Annotated in this window: 16 protein-coding genes; 9 read left to right on the forward strand and 7 right to left on the reverse strand. The window is 72.5% G+C overall.

Annotated elements, in window-relative coordinates; all coding sequences use genetic code 11:
• Positions 1 to 52 precede the first annotated feature (52 nt).
• A complete protein-coding gene (locus ACIA6T_RS33040) occupies positions 53 to 898 on the reverse strand; it encodes a siderophore-interacting protein (protein WP_399450208.1) in 846 nt (281 codons plus the stop codon).
• A 105-nt stretch (positions 899 to 1,003) separates the two neighbouring features.
• Positions 1,004 to 1,933, reverse strand: coding sequence for a 5'-3' exonuclease H3TH domain-containing protein (locus ACIA6T_RS33045; protein ID WP_399450232.1), 930 nt, complete (start codon positions 1,931 to 1,933; stop codon positions 1,004 to 1,006).
• Positions 1,934 to 2,281: 348 nt separating this feature from the next.
• Here ACIA6T_RS33045 and ACIA6T_RS33050 point away from each other — a divergent pair, with 348 nt between their 5' ends.
• The 4 genes from ACIA6T_RS33050 (at position 2,282) to ACIA6T_RS33065 (ending at position 7,379) form a co-directional block, all read left to right on the forward strand.
• Positions 2,282 to 3,373, forward strand: coding sequence for a glycine betaine/L-proline ABC transporter ATP-binding protein (locus tag ACIA6T_RS33050; protein ID WP_399450209.1), 1,092 nt, complete (start codon positions 2,282 to 2,284; stop codon positions 3,371 to 3,373).
• The gene (locus ACIA6T_RS33055; RefSeq protein WP_399450210.1) at positions 3,366 to 5,981 is read left to right on the forward strand and encodes an ABC transporter permease/substrate binding protein; all 2,616 of its coding nucleotides are present in this window, start codon (positions 3,366 to 3,368) and stop codon (positions 5,979 to 5,981) included. Before ACIA6T_RS33050 ends, ACIA6T_RS33055 begins: the two co-directional genes overlap by 8 nt.
• Before the next feature lie 412 nt (positions 5,982 to 6,393).
• Positions 6,394 to 6,963 carry a helix-turn-helix domain-containing protein gene (locus ACIA6T_RS33060; protein ID WP_399450211.1) on the forward strand — a complete coding sequence of 190 codons (570 nt, stop codon included), beginning with the start codon at positions 6,394 to 6,396 and terminating at the stop codon, positions 6,961 to 6,963.
• Entirely contained in the window at positions 6,960 to 7,379 is a 420-nt protein-coding gene (locus tag ACIA6T_RS33065) for a helical backbone metal receptor (RefSeq protein ID WP_399450212.1), read from the forward strand. Before ACIA6T_RS33060 ends, ACIA6T_RS33065 begins: the two co-directional genes overlap by 4 nt.
• Here the strand turns inward: ACIA6T_RS33065 and ACIA6T_RS33070 are convergent.
• Positions 7,306 to 8,472 (reverse strand): TDT family transporter, encoded by a 1,167-nt coding sequence (locus tag ACIA6T_RS33070; RefSeq protein ID WP_399450213.1) that lies wholly within the window; start codon positions 8,470 to 8,472, stop codon positions 7,306 to 7,308. The two genes, ACIA6T_RS33065 and ACIA6T_RS33070, sit on opposite strands and share 74 nt — an antisense overlap.
• A gap of 70 nt (positions 8,473 to 8,542) precedes the next feature.
• On the opposite strand from ACIA6T_RS33070, the gene ACIA6T_RS33075 reads away from it, so the two are divergent.
• On the forward strand, positions 8,543 to 9,484 hold the full coding sequence (locus ACIA6T_RS33075; protein ID WP_399450214.1) for a LysR family transcriptional regulator: 942 nt from the start codon (positions 8,543 to 8,545) through the stop codon (positions 9,482 to 9,484).
• A gap of 44 nt (positions 9,485 to 9,528) precedes the next feature.
• Here the strand turns inward: ACIA6T_RS33075 and ACIA6T_RS33080 are convergent, their stop codons facing one another.
• The 3 genes from ACIA6T_RS33080 to ACIA6T_RS33090 form a co-directional block, all read right to left on the reverse strand.
• Positions 9,529 to 10,323, reverse strand: coding sequence for a gamma-glutamyl-gamma-aminobutyrate hydrolase family protein (locus ACIA6T_RS33080; protein ID WP_399450215.1), 795 nt, complete (start codon positions 10,321 to 10,323; stop codon positions 9,529 to 9,531).
• Positions 10,324 to 10,344: 21 nt separating this feature from the next.
• On the reverse strand, positions 10,345 to 11,790 hold the full coding sequence (gene eat, locus ACIA6T_RS33085) for an ethanolamine permease (protein WP_399450216.1): 1,446 nt from the start codon (positions 11,788 to 11,790) through the stop codon (positions 10,345 to 10,347).
• Positions 11,791 to 11,935: 145 nt separating this feature from the next.
• A complete protein-coding gene (locus ACIA6T_RS33090) occupies positions 11,936 to 12,670 on the reverse strand; it encodes a FadR/GntR family transcriptional regulator (RefSeq protein WP_399450217.1) in 735 nt (244 codons plus the stop codon).
• Between the two features lie 107 nt (positions 12,671 to 12,777).
• Between ACIA6T_RS33090 and ACIA6T_RS33095 the strand changes: the two genes are divergently transcribed.
• The 4 genes from ACIA6T_RS33095 to ACIA6T_RS33110 are packed head-to-tail and all read left to right on the forward strand — an operon-like array spanning position 12,778 to position 17,240.
• Positions 12,778 to 14,148, forward strand: coding sequence for a glutamine synthetase family protein (locus ACIA6T_RS33095; protein WP_399450218.1), 1,371 nt, complete (start codon positions 12,778 to 12,780; stop codon positions 14,146 to 14,148).
• 8 nt (positions 14,149 to 14,156) lie between these two features.
• Entirely contained in the window at positions 14,157 to 15,530 is a 1,374-nt protein-coding gene (locus tag ACIA6T_RS33100; RefSeq protein ID WP_399450219.1) for an aldehyde dehydrogenase family protein, read from the forward strand.
• Positions 15,531 to 15,536: 6 nt separating this feature from the next.
• Positions 15,537 to 16,319: a 3-oxoacyl-ACP reductase gene (locus ACIA6T_RS33105; protein ID WP_399450220.1), complete on the forward strand. Its 783-nt coding sequence runs from the start codon at positions 15,537 to 15,539 to the stop codon at positions 16,317 to 16,319.
• A 27-nt stretch (positions 16,320 to 16,346) separates the two neighbouring features.
• Positions 16,347 to 17,240 (forward strand): DUF2510 domain-containing protein, encoded by an 894-nt coding sequence (locus ACIA6T_RS33110; protein WP_399450233.1) that lies wholly within the window; start codon positions 16,347 to 16,349, stop codon positions 17,238 to 17,240.
• Between the two features lie 4 nt (positions 17,241 to 17,244).
• Here ACIA6T_RS33110 and ACIA6T_RS33115 read toward each other — a convergent pair whose 3' ends face one another.
• A complete protein-coding gene (locus tag ACIA6T_RS33115; RefSeq protein WP_399450221.1) occupies positions 17,245 to 18,447 on the reverse strand; it encodes an amino acid deaminase/aldolase in 1,203 nt (400 codons plus the stop codon).
• Positions 18,448 to 18,681: the final 234 nt, after the last annotated feature.

Below are 18,681 nucleotides of genomic sequence, written 5' to 3' on the forward strand. Positions count from 1 at the left end.
GGCGCTCCACCAGCCCCCACCGGACCGGCACCGTGACCGTGCGGTCAAAAGGTCAGGCGGAGGTCTCCGTGCCTTCCTGCTCGGCCTCGACGCGGGCGTTCCAGTCGCGCTTGGAGGCCTGCCAGCCGTCCTCGTTGTGGCCGAGGCGCCAGTAACCGGAGATCGACAGGTCCTCGCGCGGAATGCCCCGCTCGACCCGCAGCAGACGGCGCAGCTCCTTCACGAAGTGGGCCTCGCCGTGGACGAAGGCGTGTACCCGGCCCTCCGGGAAGTCGAGGCTCCGGACGGCCTCCACCAGGGCCTCGCCGACGGGCCTGCCGCCGCGGTGCAGCCAGCGGACCTCCACATCGGAGTCGATCTTCTGCTCCTCGTCGGGGCCGGAGATCTCCACGAAGGCGAACGCCCTGGCGCCGTGCGGCAGCGCCTCCAGCGAGCGGGCGATCGCGGGCAGCGCGCTCTCGTCGCCGACGAGCAGATGCCAGTCGGCGGCCGGGTCGGGCGCGTAGGCGCCGCCGGGCCCCATGAACCGGACGACCTCGCCCGGCCGGACGTTCGCCGCCCAGGGGCCGGCCAGGCCCTCGTCGCCGTGGACCACGAAGTCCAGGGTCAGCTCACGGTGCTCGGCGTCCCACTGGCGCACCGTGTACGTCCGGGTCACCGGCCACTGCTCGCGCGGGAACTCCTCACGGATGCGCTGGAGGTCGAAGGGCTCCGGATACGTCGTCCCCGCGGCCGGGAACAGCAGCTTGACGTAGTGATCGGTGCAGGTGTCCGCCGAGAAATCGGAGAGCCCCTCACCACCGAGCACCACGCGCTGCATGTGCGGGGTCAGCCGCTCGGTGCGGACGACCTCGGCGGTGTGCGGCGCGCGGGGGGCGCGTACCGGTCGCTCTGCCATGAGGAGCCTCCCAGCTGTCACAGTTAGGGTTACCTAAGTTAGCACCTCGATCTCGGTCGACGCCCCGTCGGCGGACACCCCGTCCGGTTCAGCAATGTGTGCGGCTCACGCCGAGAGGGTCGTCAGCAGGCGCTGCAGCGAGCCGCCCAGACCCCAGCGGGCGGCCAGGGACTCCACCCCGGCCGGGTCGCGCGGCCCGTGCGGCAGCGCCGTGTCGACGTCCGGGAGCGGGACGTCGTCCGCGACCCGGACGACCTTGGGGGCGACCGCGAGATACGGCCGCGCCTCGTCCAGACGCTTGCGCTGCGACGGCGTGAGTTTGGCCCGCGGGTCGTCCACGGCCGCCAGGATCCCGGCCAGGTCGCCGAACCCGGCCAGCAGCTTGGCCGCCGTCTTCTCCCCGATGCCCGGCACGCCCGGCAGACCGTCGCTCGGATCGCCGCGCAGCAGCGCCAGATCCGCGTACCCCCTGCCGTCCACCCCATACTTCTCGCGCAGCACGGCCTCGTCGGTGACCTGGAGCGTGCCGACGCCCTTCAGCGGATACAGCACGCGCACCCCGCGCGCGTCGTCCACCAGTTGGTAGAGATCGCGGTCACCGGTGACGATGTCGACCGGTCCGCCGGCCCGGCCGGTGAACGTGCCGATCACGTCGTCCGCCTCGTACCCGGCGACCCCCACCCGCGCGATGCCCACCGCGTCGAGCACGCTCTCGATGACCGGCACCTGCGGGGACAGCGTGTCGGGCACCTCCTCCTCGTCCGGGCCCGCCGGGCGCTCCTCGGCGACGCGGTGCGCCTTGTAGGAGGGGATCAGCTCCACCCGCCACTTCGGGCGCCAGTCGGCGTCCATGCAGGCGACCAGGTGGTCGGGGCGGTGGTCCTTGACCAGGCGGTCGATGAAGTCGAGCAGTCCGCGCACGGCGTTCACCGGGGTGCCGTCGGGGGCCCTGACGGAGTCCGGGACGCCGAAGTAGGCGCGGAAGTACAGGGAGGCGGTGTCTAGGAGCATCAGTCGTCCGGTCACGGACCGCATCATGCCGTACGTCGCTGACAGTGCGGGTGCGTCGGTGTGGGCCGGGCGGTGGTCTACGCAGCCCGGCGTTTGCGGGGTGCCGTCGCGCCCACCCGTGCCGCCCCAGCGGCACGACTGCCCGCGGAGGGCGGGGCATGCGGCACGACTGCCAGCGGTTGGCGTGCTGTGCGCAACGAGTTGCGTTCTGCGCGAACTATGTGAGGCGTCACACGGACACGTTTGCCCTGTGCGAAACCGGGGAGGCGCGGCCCCGGAGCGATGCCGGTTACAGATTCAACTGTTTTGGGGCCGCGTGAGCCGTCCACCGGGCATCGCTTCTGCCATTTGCCGTCGAGACAAGAGGTACGCGTGTCATCCAGGCTTGAGGCCGAGCATCTGTTCAAGGTGTTCGGCAGACGACCGGACCAGGCGGTCGAACGACTGCGCCAGAAGAAAGCCGACCGGGAGGAGCTGCGCTCCGACGGCACCACCGCCGCCGTCATCGACGCCTCGTTCACGGTGGAGCCGGGCGAGATCTTCGTCGTCATGGGTCTGTCGGGCTCCGGCAAGTCCACCCTGCTGCGCATGCTGAACGGCCTGCTGGAGCCCACCGCCGGACACGTGCGCTTCGACGGCCAGGACCTGACCGCGCTGCCCGACCGGGAACTGCGCCGGGTCCGCTCCAAGAAGATCAGCATGGTCTTCCAGCACTTCGCGCTGTTCCCGCACCGCAGCGTCCGTGACAACGCCGCCTACGGTCTTGAAGTGCAGGGCGTGCCCCGCGCCGAGCGCGAACGCCGCGCCGACGAGGCGCTCGCCCTGTGCGGCCTGGCCGGCTGGGAGAAGTCGTGGCCGGACGAGCTGTCGGGCGGCATGCAGCAGCGCGTGGGTCTCGCCCGCGCGCTCGCCACCGACGCCGACCTGCTGCTGATGGACGAGTCCTTCAGCGCCCTCGACCCGCTGATCCGCCGCGACATGCAGGACCAGCTCCTCGAACTGCAGAAGACCCTGAAGAAGACGATCGTCTTCATCACCCACGACCTCAACGAGGCCATGCGCCTGGGTGACCGGATCGCGGTGATGCGCGACGGCCGCATCGTGCAGATCGGCACCGCGCAGGACATCCTGATCCGCCCCGCCAACGACTACGTCGCCTCCTTCACCCAGGACGTCGACCGCTCCCGCGTGCTCACCGCCGGCGCCGTGATGGACCGCGGGGTCCGCGGCGACGAGGCCGACTGCGGCTGTGAGACCGCGACGCCCGACACGCCGTTCACCGACCTGTGCGCGATCAGTGCCCGCGTACCGCACCCCGTGGCGGTGCTGGACGAGGAGGGCGCACTCGTCGGGATCGTGCCCCGGCAGCGCCTCGTCGGCTTCCTCGGCGACGAGGAGTCCGACCCCGGCGTCTGCGACACCCCGCGCGACAAGGGCGGCGAGAAGGTGATGGCCCGTGCCTAGGATTCCGCTCGGCGACTGGGTCAACAGCGCCGTCGACTGGCTGCTCGCCAACGTCAGCTGGCTGTTCGACTTCTTCAAGGCCGTCTTCACCGGCGCCTACGACGGTGTCAACGCCGTCCTCCAGGCCCCCGAACCGCTGATCCTCTGCGGCATCTTCGCGGTCATCGCCTTCTGGCTGCGCGGCACCTTCGCCGGTGTCCTCACCTTCTTCGGTTTCGCCTTCCTCGACTCCATGGAGTTGTGGGAGGACTCGATGGTGACGCTGGCGCTGGTCATCGTCGCCACGGTGATCGCGCTGGTCATATCGGTGCCGGTGGGCATCTGGGCGGCCCGCTCGGACCGGGTCAGCGCCGTGGTCCGGCCGGTCCTGGACTTCATGCAGACGCTGCCCGCGATGATCTACCTCATCCCGGCGATCCTGTTCTTCGGGACCGGCTCCGCCCCGGGCATCGTCGCCACCCTGATCTTCGCGCTCGCCCCGGGCGTGCGCATGACCGAACTGGGCATCCGCCAGGTCGACAAGGAACTGGTCGAGGCGGCCGAGGCGTTCGGCACCACGCCCCGCAACACCCTGCTGCGGGTGCAGCTCCCGCTGGCGCTGCCCACGGTGATGGCGGGCGTCAACCAGGTCATCATGCTCGGCCTGTCCATGGCCGCGATCGCCGGCATGGTCGGCACCGGCGGACTCGGCGGCGCGGTCATCGAGGCCATCGGACAGCTCAACATCGGCCTCGGCGCCGAGTCCGGCGTCGCCATCGTCGTCCTGGCGATCTACCTGGACCGCATGACCAGCGCCCTGGGCACCCAGGTCTCCCCGCTCGGCCGGCGCGCCGCCGCCAAGGCACGTTCCGCGCAGGGGCTGAAGATCTGGTCCTACCGGCCCCGCCCGCAGGTCGCCGTGATCGGTGTCGTCGTCCTCGCCCTGGTCGCGGGCGGCATGGGGATCTTCGGCGGCAGCGGCTCCGGGACCACCACCGCCGGCGGCGGGAAGGTCGGTGACGGCAAGAAGGTCACCATCGGCTACATCCCCTGGGACGAGGGCGTCGCCTCCACCTTCCTGTGGAAGGAGATCCTGGAGCAGCGCGGGTTCGAGGTCGAGGCCAAGCAGTTCGAGGCCGGCCCGCTCTACACCGCCCTCGCGCAGGGCAACGTCGACTTCCAGACGGACGCCTGGCTGCCCACCACCCACGAGGCGTACTGGAAGAAGTACGGCGAGCAGCTCGACGACCTCGGCTCCTGGTACGGCGAGACCTCACTGGAGCTGACCGTCCCGTCGTACATGAAGGACGTCGACAGCCTGGAGGACCTCAAGGGCAAGGCCGGCCTCTTCGACGGGGAGATCACCGGCATCGAGTCCAGCGCCGGCATGATGGGCCTGCTCAAGAGCAAGGTCCTCAAGGAGTACGGCCTGGACGAGGAGTACGAGGTCGTCGACAGCTCCACCCCGGCGATGCTGGCCGAGCTCAAGCGGGCCTACAGCAAGAAGGAACCGGTCGTCGTCACGCTCTGGTCGCCGCACTGGGCGTACAGCGACTACGACCTGAAGAAGCTGAAGGACCCCAAGGGAAGCTGGGGCGAGGGCGACGGCGTGCACACGGTGTCGCGCAAGGGCTTCGCCGGTGACAACCCGCTCGTCGGGAAGTGGCTGAAGGACTTCTCGATGTCCGAGAAGGAACTCACCGGCCTGGAAGCCGAGATCAACAAGGCCGGCAAGGGCAAGCAGCAGGACGCCGTCCGCACCTGGCTGAAGGCCAACCCCGGCGTGGTCGACAAGCTGGCCCCGGTCGGGTCCGGCTCCGGCGACACCCCCGCCGAGGCGAAGCGGCCGCTGGACGTGGCCTGGTTCCCCTGGGACGAGGACATCGCCGTCACCTACCTGTGGAAGAACGTCCTGGAGCGGCGCGGCTACGAGCTGAACCTCAAGCAGATGGAGGTCGGCCCGGTCTACACCGGCCTCGCCTCCGGTGACCTCGACCTCAACTTCGACGCCTGGCTGCCGTACGCGCAGAAGAACTACTGGGACAAGAGCAAGGACGACCTCACCGACCTGGGCACCTGGTACGAGCCCACCTCGCTGGAGATCGCCGTCCCCTCGTACGTCAAGGACGTCGAGTCCCTGGCGGACCTCAAGGGCAAGGCCGACCTGTTCGACGGGCGGATCATCGGCATCGAGCCCGGCACCGGCGAGATGCAGCTGCTCAAGAACGAGGTCATGCCGGGCTACGGCCTGGAGGACGAGTACGAGGTCGTCGACGGCTCCACGCCGGCGATGCTGGCCGAGCTCAAGCGGGCCCTCGCCAAGAAGGAGCCGATCGCGGTCACCCTGTGGTCGCCGCACTGGGCCTACAGCGAGTACGAGCTGACCAAGCTGAAGGACCCCGAGAAGGCCTTCGGTGAGGGCAACACGATCCGCACCATCGCGAGCAAGAAGTTCCCCGAGCAGTACCCCGAGCTCACGAAGTGGATCAAGGGTTTCCATATGAGCGAGGACGAGCTGGGCGGCCTGGAGGCCGAGATCAAGAACCGCGGCCAGGGCCACGAGGAGGAGGCCGTCGCCGCCTGGCTGAAGGAGCACCCGGACATGGTGGAGCGGATGACCCCGCAGTAGACGACTCCGCGGTAACCGCCGTACCGGCCGCCCCCGAGGGGCGGGCCCGGCCACGCACCTGACGGCGCGGCCGGGCCCGCCCCTCGGGCATGTCCGGAACCGGGCGGGAACACGGTGGGAATCCGGACAACCACGCAGCGCGACGCCCTCCCCGGACCTCCTGGTGACCTTTCGCCGGAGGAGGGGAACAATGGCGGGAACACCCCTTGTCGCGCACGGGGGGAACCGAGGGGCCCGCGGCGCGGCCGGCGTGAACCGGCGGGTCGGCGCCGGTCGCGTGTGACGGCGACGTGACAGGCGCCTGAAACGGTTTGCCGAACATGCGTAGGGTGCAGACAACCCACGAGAAGGAGTGCGCCGGGTCCGCGGCGCACGGGGTGCGGGACGATCGGCGGAGGAGGGAGCCGGAGCGATGGGCGACCACAAGGAACAGCCCTTGCGGGTGGGCGCGGCCGTGCGGCGACGACGCCGCGCGCTGGACCTCACCCTCGCCGTCGTGGCCGAGCGCAGCGGGCTGTCGGTCCCGTTCCTCAGCCAGATCGAGAACGAGCGGGCGCGGCCCAGCCAGACCTCCCTGGAGAAGGTCGCCGACGCCCTGCGCACCACCGCCGTGGAGCTCCTCGCCGCCGCCGACCCGGCGTGCAGCGTGGACGTCGTCCGCGCCGAGGGCGCCGAGCCGCGGACCGAACCGCGGGTGCGCTCCCTGGTGCGCGGTCACCACCAGATGCACGCCTCCGAGTTCACCGGCGACCATGACGCCGGCCGTGAACTCCAGTTCCGCAACGACCAGTTGATGTACGTGGCGGACGGCGCGGTGGAGATCGAGGCGGAGGGCCGCGCGTACCGTCTCGGCCGCGGCGACACCCTGTACCTCACCGGAGGCGTCCGGCACCGCTGGCGGGCCACGGTCCCGGAGACACGGCTGCTGGTCGTCGCCGTCGCCGAGCACATCGAGGCGCTGCGGGACAAGCCCCGCCGATGAGCCCCGCCAGGGTCGTCTCCCTCGTCCCGTCGCTGACGGAGGCCGTGGCGCTCTCCGCCCCCGGCTCCCTGGCCGGCGCCACCGACTGGTGCACGCACCCGGCCGGGCTGGACGTCGTACGCGTCGGCGGCACGAAGAACCCGAAGACCGACCGGATCGTCGCCCTCGCCCCCGATCTGGTGATCGCCAACGAGGAGGAGAACCGCGAGAGCGACCTGGCGGCCCTGCGCGCGGCGGGCCCCGACGTGGTGGTCCTCCCCGACGAGCCCTACCGCTTCACCGCCGACGACGGTCCGGAGGCCTTCCCCGGCCTGCCCTGCGCCCTCGTCGACGGCCGGCACCTCACCTGGTACGGGCCGTCGCTGACCGGGGCGCCGGCGGTGCTGGGGCGGGCCCTGCGAGCAGCGCGCCGCTGAACAGCCCGCGCGCCGTGCGCCAGGCGGCGGTGGCCCAGGCACCGGCCAGCAGGGCGTACAGGGCGAGCGCCAGTACCTCGTAGGCGAGCAGTCCGGTGTACGAGGCGAGGGCCCCGGCGCCGGTGACACAGGTGCCGACCGGGAACGTGAACGACCACCACGTCATCGCGAAGCGCATGCCCCGCCGCCACGCCCGTACGACGTGCGCGGCGGCGAGGCAGAGCCACAGCAGCGCGAACCCCGTGACGGGCACCCCGTACAGGACGGCGAGCGCCCTGAACCCCTCGTCGTACGGCGCCGGTACGACCCCCGGGGCGATGTCCGCGAAGGCGCCGACGGCGGTGGTGGACTGGCCGAGCGGTCCGAGCACCAGGAACAGCGACGGGGTGAGGACGAGGGGCAGCGGACCGTGGGTGATCAGCCGGCCGAAGACCAGCGGCAGCGTCATCAGGGTGGCGAGGAGGCTGAGCCCGAACATCGCGACGCAGGCGAGCAACAGGGTGGCACGGGGCTGGCCCTCCGGGAGGTACGGCACCAGGCGGGGCCCGAGCGCGGCGGACACCATGGGCGCGACCAGCGGCAGCAGCCAGACGGGCGTCGCCTCCCGCGCCGTCACCCGGTGGCGTACGGCCATGAGGTACGGGACGGCCACGGCGGCGGCCAGCCCGGCGGCCGTACCGGCGGTGAACAGCACGGCGTCGAGGACGACGGCCGCGCGCAGCCCGATCCAGTCCCGCCCGAGGGACAGGGCGCCGCCGCCGACGGCCAGCAGGGCCATGGAGAGGCAGCCGTAGAAGGGCGCCATGGCGGGGTCGAGGAGGTGGGCGCGGGCCCGGTCGCGGTGGTGGGCCCAGTGCAGGGCGCGGGCGGCGAGCAGAACCGCCAGGAGGACGAGGGACAGCGCCCAGACGGCGGTGAGCGCGGGGCGCAGGCCGGGCGCGTGCACGGGGAGCGCGGCGCCCGCTCCGGCGACGATGGCGGTGCCCATCACGCAGGCGTACCAGTTGGGTCCGAGGTGACGGACGGCGGTGGCACGCGGGGGCCGTGCGGTGGCACGGGGGAGGGGTGGCAGGGGCCGGATTGCGGTGACCATGGCCATACGGTCGGGCCTGCGGTCCACCGCCACCAGGGAGCACCCCTCTATGGCGGCATAAGCTGGGCTTATGAGCACAACGGATGACCACGACCATCCAGGGCACCGCTCCGCGAGCCCGGGGTCCCTGGCTCACCGGGTGCCGGACCTCGGCGCGCTGGAGCTGCTGCTGGCGGTGGCGCGGCTGGGCAGCCTGGGCGGGGCGGCGCGGGAGCTGGGCATCACCCAGCCCGCCGCCAGCAGCCGGATCCGGTCGATGGAACGGCAGCTCGGGGTGGCGCTCGTCGACCGCTCGCCGCGCGGATCGCGGCTGACCGACGCGGGGGCGCTGGTCACCGACTGGGCGCGGCGGATCGTGGAGGCGGCGGAGGCCTTCGACGCGGGCGCGCAGGCGCTGCGGGACCGCAGGGACTCACGGCTGCGGGTGGCGGCGAGCATGACGATCGCCGAGTACCTGCTGCCGGGTTGGCTGCTCGCGCTGCGCGCGGACCGGCCGGACACGGCGGTGTCGCTGCTGGCCGGGAACTCGGCGGCGGTGGCGGAGCGGCTGCTGTCGGGGGAGGCGGACGTGGGGTTCGTGGAGGGTCTCACGGTGCCGGCGGGGCTGGATTCCGCGGTGATCGCCCATGACCGGCTGATCGTGGTCGCGGCGCCGTCGCACGCGTGGGCGCGGCGGCGGCGGCCGATCGCGGCGGAGGAGCTGGCGAGTACGCCGTTGATCCTGCGGGAGAAGGGGTCGGGGACGCGGCAGGTTCTGGACGCGGCGCTGGGGGGATTGGCCCGGCCGCTGATCGAGCTCTCCTCCACGACCGCCGTCAAGGCAGCCGCCGTCGGCGGCGCCGGGCCGGCGGTGCTCAGCGAACTCGCGGTGGGGGAGGAGCTGGCGATGCGGCGGCTGGTGCGGATTCCTGTGAACGGGATCGCTCTTGCTCGTGATCTGCGTGCGGTGTGGCCCACGGGGCACCGGCCGGCCGGGCCGGCACGGGATTTGTTGGCTTTGACGCGGGGGTGAGGTTGGTTGGGGCTGGGCGGGGGGTGGGTCGCGCGGCCCGGCGCTCACGGGGTGCCTCCCCCACTCTCGGCTGCGCTCGAGCGGGGGGACCCCCATCGCCCACCCGTGCCGCCCTGCGGCACGACTGCCCGCGGGAACGGCGGCAAGGGCTGCCCGCGGTGGGCGGCGGTGGTCAGTGCACGCATCACGCGTACGTCCTCGCCCATCTCCGGGTGCCACTGGACGCCCAGGACCCAAGGGGACGTCGCGAGTTCGATCGCTTCCACCGTGCCGTCCTCCGCGTAGGCCGAGGGGATCAGGTTCTTGCCGAGGCGGTCCACCGACTGGTGGTGGTAGGTGGGGACGGAGGTCTGTTCCGGGGCGATGCCGGCGTAGAGCGTGCCGGGGACCGGCTTGACCGGGTGGTGGCCGAAGACGCCCGGCGCCTCCGTGTGGCCGTCGATGTGCTGGACCAGGGTGCCGCCCAGGGCGACGTTCAGGAGCTGCATGCCCCGGCAGACGCCCAGCAGCGGGATCCGGCGGTCCAGGGCCGCCTCGATCAGGGCGAGTTCCCAGGCGTCCCGCGTCCGGGCGGGCGGTCCCGTGCGCGGGTCGGGCTCGGCGCCGTAGCGGACGGGTTCCACGTCCGGGCCGCCCGCGACGACCAGGCCGTCGAGCCGGGCCACGGTCGCCGCCGCGTGCTCCGGCGCGTCCGGCGGGAGCATCGCGGCCAGTCCGCCCGCCCGCTGCACCAGCCGCGGATAGCCGGCCGGCAGCAGCGCGGCGTCCAGCCGCCACACCCCCCAGCGCACACCGGACTCCGCGTACGTGCTGATGCCGATGAGTGGCCTGGCCGTCATGCCGATCACCTTTCCCGCACTTCAGTCCCGTGACAACTCCGCCTCGGCCGCCGCCAGCGCCGCGAACTCCTCCTCCGGCGCCTTCGCCACCAGGTGCTTGCGGCTGTAGAGACCGAAGTACGCCACGGCCACGATGTAGACCGCCAGCGCGATGAACGCCGCCGTCACGTCCACCAGGAACGTCGCCACCAGCGCCGCGCAGGCCAGCACCAGCGCCACCGACGAGGTGAGCACCCCGCCCGGCGTCCGGTACGGCCGGGGCAGGTCCGGCTCCCGGCGGCGCAGCACGATGTGGGAGAGGGACATCAGCGCGTACGAGATCGTCGCGCCGAAGACGGCGATGTTCAGCATGCGCGCGCCGTCGCCCGTTCCGGCGGCCAGCGCGAAGCCGATCGCGCCCGGCACCAGCAGGCCGAGGTAGGGCGCCCTGCGGCTGCTGGTGAGGGAGAGGAACTTCGGCAGGTAGCCCGCGCGGGACAGCGCGAACAGCTGGCGCGAACCGGCGTAGATCAGCGAGAAGAACGACGCGACCAGCCCCGCGAGGCCCGCGTAGTTCACGATCCGGCTCAGCGTCGTCGCCTCGCCGTCCGGCTGGAGCGCCTCCACCAGCGGGTTGCCCGCGTCCTGGACCGCCGCCGAGCCGCGCGCCCCGGCCGCCGCGAAGAAGGTCACCACGGCCAGCACCACCAGGACGCCCATGGACCAGCGGATCGCCCTCGGCAGGGTACGGGCCGGTTCCCTGGTCTCCTCGGCGGCCAGCGGTACGCCCTCCACACCCAGGAAGAACCACATGCCGAACGGGAACGCCGCCCAGATGCCCAGCAGCCCCATCGGCAGCCAGGAGTTCGCGCCGAACGCCGAGGAGTCCACCGGGATGTCGTCCAGCGAGGAGGCGTCGAACCCGGGCAGCGCCCCCAGCGCGAACACCACCAGCGCCGCCACCGCGACGCCCGTGACGACGAAGCTGAAGCGCAGCGCCTCGCCCACACCCCACAGGTGGATGCCGATGAAGACGACGAAGCAGGCCAGGTACACCGGCCAGCCGGACTCCAGGCCGAACAGGCCCAGCGACTCGACGTAGTCGCCGATGAAGATGGAGATCGCGGCGGGCGCGAGGACGTACTCGATGAGGATCGCGGTGCCGGTGAGGAAGCCGCCCCACGGTCCGAGCGCCCGGCGGGCGAAGCCGTAGCCGCCGCCGGCCGTGGGCAGGATCGACGACAGCTCGGCCAGGGCGAGGACCATGCAGGTGTACATGGCGCCCATCAGCACCATGGCGATGGCCAGGCCGCCGAAGCCGCCCTCGGCCAGGCCGAAGTTCCAGCCCGAGTAGTCGCCGGACACGACGTAGGCGACGCCGAGGCCGGTCAGCAGCAGCCAGCCGGCGCTGCCGCGGCGCAGCTTCCTGCGTTCGAGGTAGTCGTCCGGCTCACCGGCGGGTTCACGGGACGCGGATGGAAGGCTCACAAGGCGACTCCCCAGGGGGCGGCGACGGCGGGGTGCAATGGAACGGATCCAGACCTTTGTGGGCCCATACCTTCGTGGCGCGGACGCCGCGAGCGCAAGCCCCGTGCGTCAAGCCGCGGTAAACCATCCGCGTGGCGTCACACCCTCACGCCAGGAAGCCCCGCAGCAGCGCCGCCGTCCCCGCGCAGTGCTCGCGCGTCATCTCCCTCGCCCCGTCCGCGTCCCCCTCCAGCACCGCCTCGACCAGCGCCGCGTGCTGCCGCTGCGAGTGCTCCAGGTTGCGCACCAGCAGCGGGATGCAGTCCAGCAGGTCGTTCACCGTCGCCCGTACCGCCGCGTACTGCGCGGTCAGCGTCGGCGAGCCGCACAGCTCCGCCAGGGTGAGGTGGAACAGCGTGTCGAGGCGCCGGTAGTCACTCAGCGGTGCCTCCTGCGTGCCGGACAGCGCCTCGCGCAGCCGTGCCGCCCGCTCCTCCGTCAGCCCGTGCGCCGCGCACAGCCCCGCCGCGCCCACCTCCAGCACCTCCCGGAAGCGCAGCACGTCCTCGATGTCGACCTCGGCGATCCGCCGCCGCAGCTCCTCCTCGCCGGTGTCCGTCGGGCGGGGCAGCACGAACGTCCCGCCGTACCGGCCGCGCCGAGACTCCACCAGGCCCTGGTCCTGGAGCACCTTCAGCACCTCGCGCAGCGTCACCCGGCTGATCCCCAGCCGCTCCGCCAGCTCCCGCTCGGCCGGCAGCCGCTCCCCGCCCGCCACCAGCCCCAGCCGCACCACCTGGAGGATCTGCTCCAGCGCCTCCTCGAAGCCGTTGCCCGCGCGGACCTGCCGCAGCACCGGCGCCAGGCGGTCCCCGACCGCGCCGACCGCATCTTCCGGCATCCGGCCGTGCCCCCTTCCCAAGCAAAGGTTCCCGGCAATACCTTAAGGCTCCCGGCTCGACCGAAGAAGGTCAGAAGAAGCCCGAAGAAGCCCGAGGAGGCTCTCCCGTGGCAGACCGCACACCCCCGCTCACCGTCGAGGAACTGCACGCCCTCGTCGCCGGCGGTGAGATCGACACCGTCGTCCTGGCCTTCCCCGACATGCAGGGGCGGCTCCAGGGCAAGCGGTTCGCCGCGCGCTTCTTCCTCGACGAGGTGCTCGGACACGGCACCGAGGGATGCAACTACCTGCTCGCCGTCGACGCCGACATGAACACCGTCGACGGCTACGCCATGTCCTCCTGGGAGACCGGCTACGGCGACTTCGCCATGTACCCCGACCTCGACACCCTGCGCCGGGTGCCCTGGAACGAGGGCACCGCCCTGGTCGTCGCCGACCTCGCCTGGGCCGACGGCTCCCCGGTCGTCGCCGCCCCCCGGCAGATACTGCGCCGCCAGCTGGACCGCCTCGCCGCGCTCGGCCACACCGCCCGGGTCGGCACCGAGCTGGAGTTCATCGTCTTCAAGGACACCTACGAACAGGCCTGGGACGCCGGCTACCGCGGACTCACCCCCGCCAACCGGTACAACGTCGACTACTCGGTGCTCGGCACCGGCCGCGTCGAGCCCCTGCTGCGCCGCATCCGCAACGAGATGGCCGGCGCCGGACTCACCGTCGAGTCCGCCAAGGGCGAGTGCAACCCCGGCCAGCACGAGATCGCCTTCCGCTACGACGAGGCCCTGGTCACCTGCGACCAGCACGCGGTCTACAAGACCGGCGCCAAGGAGATCGCCGCCCAGGAGGGCGTCTCGATCACCTTCATGGCCAAGTACAACGAGCGCGAGGGCAACTCCTGCCACATCCACCTCTCCCTCGCGGACGCGGCCGGCGACAGCGTCATGCCGGACTCCGCCGAGGAGCCGGACGCCATGTCCGAGGTCATGCGCCACTTCCTCGCCGGGCAGCTCGCCGCGCTCCGCGAGTTCTCCCTGCTCTACGCCCCGCACATCAACTCCTACAAGCGGTTCCAGCCGGGTTCCTTCGCCCCGACCGCCGTCGCCTGGGGCCGCGACAACCGCACCTGCGCCCTGCGCGTGGTCGGCCACGGCCGCTCCCTGCGCTTCGAGAACCGGCTGCCCGGCGGCGACGTCAACCCGCACCTCGCCGTGGCCGGCATGGTCGCGGCCGGGCTGTACGGCATCGAACAGAAGCTCCAGTTGCCCGAGCCCTGCCCCGGCAACGCCTACACCGCCGGCTTCGAGCACGTCCCCACCACCCTGCGCGAGGCCGCCGAGCTGTGGGAGAACAGCGCGATCGCCAAGGCGGCCTTCGGCGACGAGGTCGTCGCGCACTACCGCAACATGGCGCGCGTCGAGACCGACGCCTTCGACGCCGCGGTCACCGACTGGGAGCTGCGCCGCTCCTTCGAACGCATGTGAGGCCCGCCTTGTCCGACCAGCCCCCCGAGCTCCAGGTACGCAACCCCGCGACCGAGGAGGTGATCGCCACCGTCCCGGCCGCGACTCCCGCCGACGTCGACGCCGCCGTCGTACGCGCCGCACGCGCGCAGACCGCATGGGCCGCCCTCGCGCCCGGTGACCGGGCCCGGCTGCTGCGCCGGTTCGCCGCCACGGTCGACGAGCACATCGGGGAACTGGCCCGCCTGGAGGTCCGCGAGGCCGGCCACACCCTCGGCAACGCCCGCTGGGAGGCCGGCAACGTCCGCGACCTGCTCGACTACGCCGCCGGGGGAGTGGAACGCCTCACCGGCCGCCAGATCCCGGTCCCCGGAGGGGTGAACGTCACCTTCCTCGAACCGCTCGGCGTCGTCGGCGTCATCGCCCCCTGGAACTTCCCCATGCCCATCGCGGCCTGGGGCACCGCACCCGCCCTCGCCGCCGGCAACGCGGTGCTCCTCAAACCCGCCGAGACCACCCCCCTCACCGCCCTGCGCCTCGCCGAACTCGCCCTGGGGGCGGGCCTGCCCGAGGGCCTGTTCCAGGTGCTCCCCGGACACGGCCCCGTCGCCGGGAACGCCCTCGTGGAACACCCCGGCGTCGCCAAGATCGTGTTCACCGGGTCGACGGCCGTGGGCAAGCGGGTGTGGGCCGAGGGCGCGGACCGCCTCAAGCGCGTCACCCTCGAACTCGGCGGCAAGAGCCCCAACATCGTCTTCGCCGACGCCGACCTGGAGGCCGCCGCGACCGCCGCCCCCATGTCCTTCCTCGACAACGCCGGCCAGGACTGCTGCGCCCGCACCCGCATCCTGGTCGAGCGCTCCGCGCACGACCGGTTCCTGGAACTGCTCGCCCCGGCGATCGAGGCGGTCCGGGTGGGCGACCCGGCGGACGAGAACGTGGACATGGGCCCGTTGATCTCCGCCACCCAGCTCGCCCGCGTCCGCTCCTACGTCGCCGACGACCTCGACGGCATCCGCGGCAAGGCCCCCGAGGGCCCCGGCTACTGGTTCCCGCCCACCGTCCTCACCGGCGTCGACCCGCGGTCCCGCGTCGCCGTCGAGGAGGTGTTCGGCCCCGTCGCCGTCGTCCTCCCCTTCGACGACGAGGCCGACGCCGTACGCCTGGCCAACGCCACCGACTACGGCCTCTCGGGCTCCGTCTGGACCCGGGACGTCGGCCGCGCCCTGCGCGTCTCCCAGGCGGTCCGCGCGGGCAACCTGTCCGTCAACTCCCACTCCAGCGTCCGCTACTGGACCCCCTTCGGCGGGTTCAAGCAGTCCGGCGTCGGCCGCGAGCTCGGCCCGGACGCGCTGGCCGCCTTCACCGAAACCAAGAACGTCTTCATCAGCATGGAGGCCTGAGGGCACATGAGCGAAGAGAACATCTGCCGCCGACTGGTCGGCCGCACCGCCGTCGTCACCGGAGCCGGCAGCGGCATCGGCCTCGCCACCGCCCGCCGGCTCGCCTCCGAGGGCGCGCACGTCGTCTGCGGGGACGTGGACGAGACACGCGGCAAGGCCGCCGCCGAGGAGACCGGCGGCATCTTCGGACACGTCGACGTCACCGACCCCGAGCAGGTCGAGGCGCTGTTCAAGGCCGCGTACGACACCTACGGCAGCGTCGACATCGCGTTCAACAACGCCGGTATCTCCCCGCCCGACGACGACTCCATCCTGGAGACGGGGCTGGAAGCCTGGAAGCGCGTCCAGGAGGTCAACCTCACCTCCGTCTACCTGTGCTGCAAGGCCGCCATCCCCTACATGCGGCGCCAGGGCAAGGGCTCCATCATCAACACCGCCTCCTTCGTGGCCCGGATGGGCGCCGCGACCTCGCAGATCTCGTACACCGCCTCCAAGGGCGGCGTCCTCGCCATGTCCCGGGAACTCGGCGTGCAGTTCGCCCGCGAGGGCATCCGCGTCAACGCCCTGTGCCCCGGCCCGGTCAACACCCCGCTCCTCCGGGAACTGTTCGCCAAGGACCCCGAGCGCGCCGCCCGCCGCCTGGTGCACATCCCGCTCGGCCGGTTCGCCGAGGCCGACGAGATCGCCGCCGCCGTCGCCTTCCTGGCCAGCGACGACTCCTCCTTCGTCAACGCCACCGACTTCCTGGTGGACGGCGGGATCTCGGGGGCGTACGTCACACCGCTGTAGCGTTCGCCCTACAGTGCCAGGATGAGCATGACGCCCCCGCCCGGCTGGTACCGCGACCCGCACGCGCCGCACCAGGAACGCTGGTGGGACGGCACGGCCTGGACCGGGCACCGGCGCGCGCCCGGCGCTCCCGCCGTGCCGCCGGCCCCGTCCGCCGGCGGCACCGGCCGCACGAGGGCGGTCGCGCTCACCACCGCCGGGGCCGTACTGGTCGCGGCGGTCGTCACCGGCGCGGTGCTCCTCGGCGGGGACGACGGCGACCCGGAGACGCGCACCGGTCCGACGGCCACCACGTCCGTTCCCGGGCCCCCGTCGCCGTCACCGTCCGGGTCCGGGTCGTCCGCCGGGGACCCGGACGTCGTCGAGGACCAGCTCAACGGGATCACCTTCCCGCTCCTCGACGGCTGGGTCCGGCCCGAGAACGTGACCCAGGACGACGTCGTCATGACCACCGACGGCACCCACGACTGCCCCGGCGACGGCAGCCTCTGCCGGCACGGCCTCGTCATCTCCCGCACCGTCACCGAGAACGACGAGACCTCGCCCCGGGCGCTCGCCGAGGAGGACATCTCCGACGCGGCCGACGCGGCCTTCGGCAAGGACGCCCTCGGCCAACGCCCCTACGGCGGCCTGGAGTCCCACGAGGTCGTGAAGTCCGGCCCGGTCGCGGTGGCGGGCCGGGCCGGCTACCTCGTGCGGTGGCGCGTCACCACCGCCGAGGGGCCCGGCGGCCATGTGCAGTCACTGGTGTTCCCCTCCAGCGTCGGCACCGGCTCCCCGGTCCTCGTCCGCTACGTCTTCGAGGCGGGGGAGGACGGCCCGCCCCCGGCCGACATGGACCGCATCACCGAGGGCATCCGCTCGGTCACCGACACGGCCTCCGGCGGCGGCGTCGGCAGCAGCGTCGGCCCGGCGGACTGAGCCGCTACAGGAAGGTGTGGCCCTCACCGCGGTACGTCGGCACGGTCGCCGTCACCGCGTCGCCCTCCACCAGGTGCAGCGCGTCGAACCGTTCGCACAGCTCGCCCGCCTTGGCGTGCCGGAACCACACCTTGTCACCGATCAGCAGATCGTCGGCGGGCGAGCCCAGCAGCGGCGTCTGCACCTCGCCCGGCCCCTCCTGAGGGTCGTACCGCAGCCCCTCCGGCAGATACGGCACCGGCAGCCGGTCCGCGCCGGCCGCGCCCGACGCCGGATAGCCCCCGCCCAGCACCGTCACCACGCCGACACCGGGCCGCCGTACGACGGGCAGGGCGAACAGGGCCGACGGACGTCCGCTGAACGACGTGTAGTTGTCGAACAACCGAGGCACGTACAGCCCCGAACCGGCCGCGATCTCGGTGACCGCGTCCTCCGCGGCGGTGTGCTGCACACTGCCCGTGCCGCCGCCGTTGACGAACTCCAGATCCGGTACGACCTCCCGCACCGCCCGCACCACCGCGGCCCGCCGCTCGCCGAGTTCACGGCGCGCGGCGGCCTGCATCAGCCGTACCGCCCGCGACCGCAGCGGCCGCCCGGCCACCGCGTCGCCGACACCGGCCACATGACCCTCGTACGCCATGATCCCGACGACCTCGAAGCCGGGGCGCCGGGCCACCGCGCGCGCGAACTCGGCCACCTGGGCGGGGGAGTGCAGCGGGGAACGCCGGGCGCCGATCCGCACCCGCCCGCCGAGCAGCTTCAGGGACGTGTCCAACTCCAGGCACACGCGCACCACTTCGCCGCCGCCCCCGCGGGAGGCGTCGATCAGGTCCAGCTGCGCCGGATCGTCGACCATGACCGTGACGGCGGCGGCGAGCTTGGGATCGGCGGCGAGCTCGGCGTAGCGGGCGCGGTCGGCGGAGGGGTAGGCCAGCAGGACGTCGTCGAAACCGGAACGGGCCAGCCACAGGGACTCGGCGAGCGTGAACGACATGACGCCCGCGAAACCGTCCCGGGCCAGGACCCGTTCGAGCAGCGCACGGCAGCGTACGGACTTGCTCGCGACCCGGACCGGCTTCCCGCCCGCCCTGCGGACCAGATCGCCCGCGTTGGCGTCGAAGGCCTCCAGGTCCACGATCGCGAAGGGGGCGTCGAGAGGAGCGGTGGCCCGGTCGTAACGGGCCCGGTCGGCGGCGCGCACAGTCATGAGCGCAGCCTGCCAGACGGGATTACCGCACGGTAGGGGATGTTCCGGGCAGATGCCGCGGCCCTGCGGACTGGTTCCCGCTCGACGCGGACCACGCCGTAGAGTGACGCGCACGCACGACGGCGGAGCGGCGCCGGGCAGAGGTCCGGACCGGGATGACGCGTCGTCCGTGCGGGTATCTCTACCAGGGACGAGTCCGTGCCGGGCGGGCACGACGAAACGGGGGGTGCATGA

The organism is Streptomyces sp. NPDC051740, assembly GCF_044453165.1.
Lineage (GTDB): Bacteria > Actinomycetota > Actinomycetes > Streptomycetales > Streptomycetaceae > Streptomyces > Streptomyces atrovirens.

Coding starts and splice junctions, on each gene's coding strand:
- ACIA6T_RS33075 (WP_399450214.1), top strand. CDS start 8,543: ATGAGCACAACGGATGACCACGACCATCCAGGGCACCGCTCCGCGAGC.
- ACIA6T_RS33040 (WP_399450208.1), bottom strand. CDS start 898: ATGGCAGAGCGACCGGTACGCGCCCCCCGCGCGCCGCACACCGCCGAG.
- ACIA6T_RS33065 (WP_399450212.1), top strand. CDS start 6,960: ATGAGCCCCGCCAGGGTCGTCTCCCTCGTCCCGTCGCTGACGGAGGCC.
- ACIA6T_RS33070 (WP_399450213.1), bottom strand. CDS start 8,472: ATGGTCACCGCAATCCGGCCCCTGCCACCCCTCCCCCGTGCCACCGCA.
- ACIA6T_RS33060 (WP_399450211.1), top strand. CDS start 6,394: ATGGGCGACCACAAGGAACAGCCCTTGCGGGTGGGCGCGGCCGTGCGG.
- ACIA6T_RS33110 (WP_399450233.1), top strand. CDS start 16,347: ATGACGCCCCCGCCCGGCTGGTACCGCGACCCGCACGCGCCGCACCAG.
- ACIA6T_RS33045 (WP_399450232.1), bottom strand. CDS start 1,933: ATGCGGTCCGTGACCGGACGACTGATGCTCCTAGACACCGCCTCCCTG.
- ACIA6T_RS33090 (WP_399450217.1), bottom strand. CDS start 12,670: ATGCCGGAAGATGCGGTCGGCGCGGTCGGGGACCGCCTGGCGCCGGTG.
- ACIA6T_RS33115 (WP_399450221.1), bottom strand. CDS start 18,447: ATGACTGTGCGCGCCGCCGACCGGGCCCGTTACGACCGGGCCACCGCT.
- ACIA6T_RS33105 (WP_399450220.1), top strand. CDS start 15,537: ATGAGCGAAGAGAACATCTGCCGCCGACTGGTCGGCCGCACCGCCGTC.
- ACIA6T_RS33080 (WP_399450215.1), bottom strand. CDS start 10,323: ATGACGGCCAGGCCACTCATCGGCATCAGCACGTACGCGGAGTCCGGT.